Genomic DNA, 7,667 nt, shown 5'->3' with positions numbered 1-7,667 from the left:
GGTCGCGCAGCGCTTCGTCGTGGCGCGCGCTGGCGATGCGCTTGTACAGGGTCAGGCGGGTGTGCACGTCGGGCAGGTAGTCGTCGGGGATCAGCGCGGGGACGTGCAGTTCGATCTCGGCATCGTGCTCGTTGACGAGGTCGAAGTCCGGCACTTTGCCCGACTTGAGTGCGCGCACGGCGCGTTCGAGCAGTTCGGAGTAGAGCGAGAAGCCGACGGCTTCGATCTGGCCTGACTGCTCCTCGCCGAGCAGTTCGCCTGCGCCACGGATCTCGAGATCGTGCGTGGCCAGGGTGAAGCCGGCACCGAGTTCCTCGAGCGAGGCGATCGCCTCGAGCCGCTTCTCCGCATCGGCGGTGATGCTGCGCTTGTCCGGCACGATCAGGTAGGCGTAGGCACGGTGGTGCGAGCGGCCGACGCGGCCGCGTAGCTGGTGCAGCTGCGACAGGCCGAAACGATCGGCGCGATTGATCAGGATCGTGTTCGCGCTCGGCACGTCGATGCCGGATTCGATGATCGTCGTGCAGACGAGCACGTTGAAACGCTGTCGGTAGAAGTCGAGCATGATCTGTTCGAGTTCGCGCTCGGGCATCTGGCCGTGGGCGACGCGCATGCGCGCTTCGGGAATCAGCTCGCCGAGTTCGCGCGCTGTCTTCTCGATCGTCTCGACCTCGTTGTGCAGGAAGTAGACCTGGCCACCGCGTGCGAGCTCGCGCTGGAATGCTTCCTTGATCGTCGCCGTATCCCAAGGCGCGACGAAGGTCTTCACCGCGAGCCGGTGCGACGGTGGCGTGGCGATGATCGACAGGTCGCGCAGGCCGCTCATCGACATGTTGAGCGTGCGCGGGATCGGCGTCGCGGTCAGCGTCAGCAGGTCGACTTCGGCGCGAAGTTTCTTGAGCTGCTCCTTCTGGCGCACGCCGAAACGCTGTTCCTCGTCGACGATGACGAGGCCGAGATCCTTGAATTTGATATCGGGTTGCAGCAGGCGATGGGTGCCGATCATCACGTCGATCTGGCCGTTCTCGAGTTTCTTCAGCGCCTCGCTCACTTCGGTTTTCGACTTGAAGCGCGAAATGACCTCGACGCGCACCGGCCAGTCGGCGTAACGGTCGCGGAAGTTCTGGTAGTGCTGTTGCGCAAGCAGTGTGGTCGGCGCGAGCAGCGCGACCTGCTTGCCCGCGGTCGCGGCGACGAACGCGGCGCGCAGCGCGACCTCGGTCTTGCCGAAGCCGACGTCGCCGCAGACGACGCGATCCATCGATTTGCCGGAGGCGAGATCGGCGATCACCGCTTCGATTGCGCGCAGCTGGTCGGGTGTTTCCTCGAACGGGAATGCGGCGGCGAACTGCTCGTAGAGGTTGCGATCGTAGACGAAAGCCGTACCGCCGCGCGCCTCGCGCTGCGCGTACAGCGCGAGCAGTTCGGCAGCGACGTCGCGCACCTTCTGCGCGGCCTTGCGCTTGGCTTTCTCCCAGGCCTCGCCGCCGAGCGCATGCAGCGGCGCAAGCTCGGGCGCCGCGCCCGAATAACGCGAGACCAGATGCAACTGCGCGACCGGCACGTAGAGCTTGTCGCCCTTCGCGTACTCGATGCTGAGAAATTCGCCGCCGGCGCCGCCGACGTCGAGCTTGAGCAAACCTTGATAGCGACCGACGCCGTGGTCGGCGTGCACGATCGGTGCGCCTATTGTCAGTTCTGAGAGATCGCGCAGGATCGCTTCGGGCTCGCGTATCGCATGCTTGCGTCGCCGCGTCGCGCGCGCGCGTTCGCCGTAGAGTTGGCGATCGGTGAGGACGGTCAGCGCGGGCTCGGTCAGGGCGAATCCATCGTCGAGCGCGGCGACGGTGATGGCGAAGCGCTGCCCGCTCGTGTCGTTGGCCGGGAAAAATTCGTTCCAGGAAGCGACGACCTGCGGCCGCAATTGCATCCCGATCAACTGTTCGACCAGTGCTTCGCGCCGCCCCGCCGAATCGGCGGCGATCAACACGCGGCCTGGATACGCGTCGAGAAAGCGCTTGAGTTCCTGCGCCGGTTCCTCACCGCGTTGGTTGAGCGGCAGGCTCGGCGCGGGCTGCGTGCCGAGGTCGACCGCATGCGCGTTCGAGCCCTTCGCGACGATCTCCACGCGCAGGGAACGATTGAACCGCTCGCGCAGTTCCTGTGGCGGCAGATACAGCTCGGCGACCGGCAGGATCGGCCGTTCGATATCGTGTGCGCGGCTGTCATAGCGCGTCTGCGCCTGCTGCCAGAATACGTCGGCGGCATCGAGAACGTTTTCCGCAAGCACGAACACCGCGTCGGAACTGAGGTAGTCGAACAGTGTCTCGGTGCGCTCGAAGAACAGTGGCAGGTAGTATTCGATGCCGGCCGGCGTCGTGCCTTCCTTGATGTCCTGGTAGATCGGGCAGCGGCGCGGGTCGATCGGGAAGCGCTCGCGCAAGGTATTGCGGAACGCCTTCACCGACTCTTCGGTCAACGGAAATTCGCGCGCCGGGAGAAGGTTGATCCGATCGACCTTGTGCGCCGAGCGCTGCGTTTCCGGATCGAAGGTGCGGATCGACTCGATCTCGCGGTCGAACAACTCGATGCGGTAAGGCTCGTTCGTGCCCATCGGGAAGATGTCGAGCAGCGCGCCGCGCACGGCGAAATCACCCGGTTCGAGCACCTGCGGCACGTTGCGGTAGCCGGCGGCTTCGAGGCGGCGCTGTTCGGTCGCGAGGTCGAGTGTCTGTTTCAGCGCCAACACCAGACTGGACCCGCCGATGAAGCTGCGCGGCGCGAGGCGCTGCATCAGCGTCGACATCGGCACGACGAGCACGCCACGCTTCGTCGCCGGCAGGCGATACAGTGCGGCGATGCGCTGCGAGACGATTTCGGGGTGCGGTGCGAACAGGTCGTAGGGCAGCGTTTCCCAGTCGGGGAAATGCAGCACGTCAACCGCGCCGATTGAATCGGCATTGCCGGCGAGCGCACGCAGATCGGTTTCGAGCGTGTGCGCGGCGTGCGTGTCGCGCGTTACCGCGACGACCACGCCGGCGTGCGCGCGCGCGGCCGCGGCAATCGCCAGCGCCAGCGCGCTGCCATGCGGGGCATTCCAGAAACGGCGCTGCTTGACGTCGGCAGGCAGCGGCGGATGCAACAACAGCGATTCGGTCATGAATCGAGCATTTTAGCGGATCGCCGCGGCTCGTGCGGCCGCATGCACGGTTCGCGCGGCATTGCGCCGCGCGAACCATGTTGCGTCTGCCTATGATTTCTTCTTTGGCGCTGGTGCCGTTGCCTTGGCTTTCTCGGCCTTGTCGCCGGCGAATTTCATCATCGCGGCAAATTCCTTCTTGAACTGCTGCATATCGATCTGCGAGCCGTTGAGCACGGTACTCCAATGGCGCGTCGCTGCCGACATCGCGATCGCTTCGCGGACCTCTTCATCGGTCGCGCCGTTGGCTTTCGCCGCCTCGGTGTGGAAGTAAATGCAGTAGTGGCACGGAATCTGTGCCGCGACGGCCAGACCGATCAACTCCTTTTCCTTGTTCGACAGCGCGGTATGCGGATTCAACTGGAAATTCTTCATCTCCGCCCAGGCGCCGGCAATGCCGTCGGCGGGGAATACCTTGAGGAAGGTCGGCACGATGCCGAAGGTGGCCTCAATGTCGGCATAGGCAGCCTTGGCATCGGCGCTGACGGCATCGGCGGCAAACGCCGTGCCGGAAAGACCGAAAGTAAGAGTGAAGATGGCGAGACTGATCAAACGTTTCATGATGCATTCCCCCGATCTGTGCAAAGCAATATCCGCGGAGTGCGGACGCCTGCGACGGCGGTGCGGTGAGCGTTCGAGATTGTCTGCGGCGCCCATCGGGCCGACGCGCCCGAATAGATTACCGAAAATCCGCGCGGTACGTGCAGATCGGAGGTCGCGATGGCGGCACGGCCCCCGGCAAGCGGCTAATCGAACAAGGACTGCTGTCGCACGGGAGCAAAGCTGCGGCGGTGCTCGGGACATGGTCCGAGCCGTTCCAGCGCGGCGCGGTGCGCGGCGGTCGGGTAGCCCTTGTGTACCGCAAAACCGTAACCCGGATGGCGTGCGTCGAGTTCGCACATGCGCGCATCGCGCGCGACCTTGGCGAGTATCGATGCAGCGCCGATCGCGGGCTCGAGCGCGTCGCCGTCGACAATGGCACGCGCTTCGCATGGCAGGTCACGCGGCAACTTGTTGCCATCGATCAGGGCCAGCCGGGGTGGCGTCGCCAGCGCGTGCAGCGCGCGCGACATGCCGAGCAGGCTGGCCTGCAGGATGTTCAACTCGTCGATTTCGTGGACGCCGATTTCGATTACGCTGAAGGCGAGCGCGCGTTCGCGAATCTCGATGGCGAGCACCTCACGGCGCGCCGGGCTGAGCACCTTGGAGTCGGCAAGTCCCTCGATCGGCCGCGCCGGATCGAGGATCACCGCGGCGACGAAGACTGGCCCCGCGAGCGGGCCGCGGCCGGCTTCGTCGACGCCGGCGATGAGATGTGTTCCAGTCACGTTTTAGCCCTCCCCTTGAAGGGAGAGGAGAAGGGCCTGTTGCCAACGTTCATTCGTGCAGCGCTCCCAACTGATAGAAAACGTAGTTCTGGTACGAATCTAGCACTTCGTTCTTCTTGCAATTCAGGTAGAAGCCCTCGCAGCGTTCGCGCATCAGCGCGTTGGCCTGGAAGAACGCGTCCTTCTTCACCCCGGCGAGATCGAGGATCAGCGACGGCGCAAAGCTCAAGTCCATTTCGCGCTCGCCATACTGGTGCGCCGGCTTGTAGTTGGTCTTGAGCATGTAGTAGGTGATGAAGTTCGGATCGCCCTCGGCCGCGGGCAGGTTCTTGTCGAGCGCGCGCATCGCGCCGTCGAACGAGGGCTGGTGGTCGCCGAAATGGAACAGCAGCAGCGGGCGGTCGGCATCGAGCAGCTTCTTTTCCAGCGCGCTCATCGCAAGGTCCGAGCCCTCGAGCCGCTGCAGGTAGTTGCCGAAGTTTAGGTTCATCCACTCATCCAGCGATTTCGGCGTGAACTTCGCCGGAAACAGCGGCTTGTCGAACGGTGCGGGCAGCGTCTTCAGCGGCGTCATGTGCGGGCCGTGCTGGCGCAGGGTCAGCATCATCACGAACAGCGGCTGCTTGCCGTAGACCTGTTTCTCCTTGTTGTAGATCTGGTTGAACACCTGGAACAGGTCGTTGTCCGAGGATTCCCACGACAGGCCGTAGTCCTTGCCGTCGTAGAACGCGTCGAAGCCGTAGTTCTTGTAGGCGTTGCGCGCGTTGATGAAGTCGCCCGACATCGGATAGATCGCGATCGCGCGATAGCCGGCCTCGTGCAGCACGCGCGGCAGGGTGAAGTTCACGCGTGGCGCGAGGTTGTACGGCGCGTACAGGCCAGCGTCGCCGAAGCTCAGATGATTCAAACCGGTCATCAGCGAAAACTCGCTGGTCCAGGTGCCGCCGCCCCAGACGTGCACGGTCAGCGGGCCTTGCGCGCGCGTGCGGCCGTCGGAGACGAACATCTTGCGCTTGCACACATCCGCGCGCGTGCACACCTTGATCATCGCCGGGTCGAACGTGCTTTCCTCGAGCACGGCAACGATGTCGGGATGTTCCTGCCCGTCCTTGGTGCGCGCCGCGTCGGGTTTGCACGCGGGCGTCGTGCATGCGGGCGGATTGTCGTTGGCGCCTTGCGTCCAGGCGAGGCCGCTTTCCTCGTCGTTAGCGAACGGCGGGATGATGACCTGGGTCTGGTAGAACGAGGTGACGAAGTCGGTGAGGTAGCTCTTGTCGTTCATCGCCTGCCACATGCCCTTCTCGAACACGCTGGCGAATGGACCGCGTGGCCAGAGGGCGAGCGCGAGGACGGCGAGTATCGCGAGTGTTCCGCCGACGCGCACGAGCCGTCGCCGCGGCGACGCGAGGTTCGCGAGAAAACGCGGACGGTCCCAGCGCCAGGCGAGCACGAGCAGGGTCGGGATTGCGATCGCGCCTGCGATCACGGCGACGAGGATCGGCGGATAGTGCAGGGCGACGTCGAGCAGGTCGCGATTGACGAAGTAGACCAGGTCCGGCGCCATGAGCGGCGTCGTCAGGTAGTGGAACTTCATGATGCTCGCTATGAGCAGGCCGCCGAAAATCATCGTCGGCAGCGCGAGCGCGAACATCCAGCGCCGCGTCGGCAGCGCGAGCAGCGCGACGAAGGCGAGGATCAGGGTCGAGGAGAACGCGCATTCGATCCAGGTCGCCTCGCACAGCGGGCCGAACGCGATCAGCGCGATGAAGGCAGCGAGGACGAGGGAAAAAAGGATTTTGCTTCGGCGTGGAAGCGACGCGGATCCGGGCATCGCGGAAGGTGTGGGTGTCGGCACGGCGCAACGTTACGGGCAGTGCGTGTGCAGGTCAACGTCGATCGGTGCTGCGGCGCGGTAGCGGTGAACCGAAGTTCAGGATTTCAAGTAACGATGCCGGAATGGCGAGCTATGGAGCGTCGAGCAACTCGGCGATCGCGGCAGCGGCATCGTGCTCGCCGCTCAGCGATTCGTGGACGCGTACGAACTCGGTCAGCGTGTCGGTGGGCAGCGCGCGTGCGCGCAGCATCGGCGCGAGCGCGTCGGCGAGCGCTTGCGGAGTGCAATCTTCCTGCATGAGTTCGGGCACGACGCTGCGGCCGGCAAGAATGTTCGGCAGCGAGTACACCTGCGTCTTCAGCATGCCGAGCGTCTTCACGATGCGGTAGGTCATCGGCGCGATGCGATAGGCGACGACCATCGGCCGCTTGGCCAGCATCGCTTCAAGCGCGGCGGTGCCCGAGGCGAGCAGGATTGCGTCGGCGGCGATCATGCACTCGTGGGCACGACCGTCGAGCAGCATGGCCAAAGGTTCCGTGCCGGGCTCTGTCAGGCCGGCGCCGCGCATCAGCTCCGCGAATGCGGCGCGGCAAGACGCGTTCGCCATCGGCGCGAGGACGCGCAGATCGGGAAATTCCTTGCGCAACAGCACTGCGGCGCCGAGGAAATCACGACCGAGCCTGCGGATCTCGCCGAGCCGGCTGCCGGGCAACATCGCCAGCACCAGCGCATCTTCGGGGATGCCGAGTGCGCGGCGCGCGGCAAGCTTGTCCGGATGCAGCGCGAACGCATTGGCCAGCGGATGACCGACGAAGCGCGCGTCGACGCGATGGCGCGCGTAGATCGGCGGTTCCATCGGAAACAGGCAGAGCACGCGATCGGCGCTGCGGCCGATTTTTTCGGCGCGGTTTTCGCGCCAGGCCCAGATCGACGGGCTCACGTAGTGTGCGGTGCGGATGCCGGCGCGCTTGAGTTTTTTTTCGAGACCGAGGTTGAAGTCGGGCGCGTCGATGCCGATGAAGACATCGGGCTTTTCCTGCAGCGTGCGCCGAAATACCGTGCGGCGCAGCGCGAGCAGCGAGGGCAGGTGCTTGAGCACTTCGACCAGCCCCATGATCGACAGCCGCTCCATCGGCTGCCAGATCTCCATGCCCGCCTCGCGCATGCGCGCGCCGCCGATGCCGGCAAAGCACGCATTCGGAAAGCGTGCCTTGAGCCCCGCGATCAGGTCGGCACCGAGCAGGTCGCCCGAGGCTTCGCCGGCCACGAGGAGGAAGCGCGGCGCAGCTGGAGTCACCGCGCCAGC

At 65.0% G+C, this 7,667-nt stretch carries 5 protein-coding genes; all 5 read right to left on the bottom strand.

Going from position 1 to position 7,667, the window contains the following annotated elements; translation table 11 throughout:
* On the bottom strand, positions 1-3,160 hold a 3,160-nt coding region (gene mfd / locus VF497_RS05960), incomplete at its 3' end, for a transcription-repair coupling factor (protein ID WP_330886710.1).
* A gap of 90 nt (positions 3,161-3,250) precedes the next feature.
* Positions 3,251-3,760 (bottom strand): carboxymuconolactone decarboxylase family protein, encoded by a 510-nt coding sequence (locus VF497_RS05955; protein WP_330886709.1) that lies wholly within the window; start codon positions 3,758-3,760, stop codon positions 3,251-3,253.
* Between the two features lie 185 nt (positions 3,761-3,945).
* Positions 3,946-4,527, bottom strand: a complete 582-nt coding sequence (rnhB, locus tag VF497_RS05950) for a ribonuclease HII (protein WP_330886708.1) — start codon at positions 4,525-4,527, stop codon at positions 3,946-3,948.
* A 49-nt stretch (positions 4,528-4,576) separates the two neighbouring features.
* Complete coding sequence (locus tag VF497_RS05945; RefSeq protein ID WP_330886707.1) at positions 4,577-6,358, bottom strand: LTA synthase family protein; 1,782 nt, start codon at positions 6,356-6,358, stop codon at positions 4,577-4,579.
* A gap of 133 nt (positions 6,359-6,491) precedes the next feature.
* Positions 6,492-7,658, bottom strand: coding sequence for a lipid-A-disaccharide synthase (gene lpxB, locus VF497_RS05940; RefSeq protein WP_330886711.1), 1,167 nt, complete (start codon positions 7,656-7,658; stop codon positions 6,492-6,494).
* Positions 7,659-7,667 lie beyond the last annotated feature (9 nt).

The organism is Rudaea sp. (assembly GCF_036383415.1).
GTDB lineage: Bacteria > Pseudomonadota > Gammaproteobacteria > Xanthomonadales > Rhodanobacteraceae > Rudaea.
This window is presented reverse-complemented; position numbering and strand designations above follow the sequence as displayed.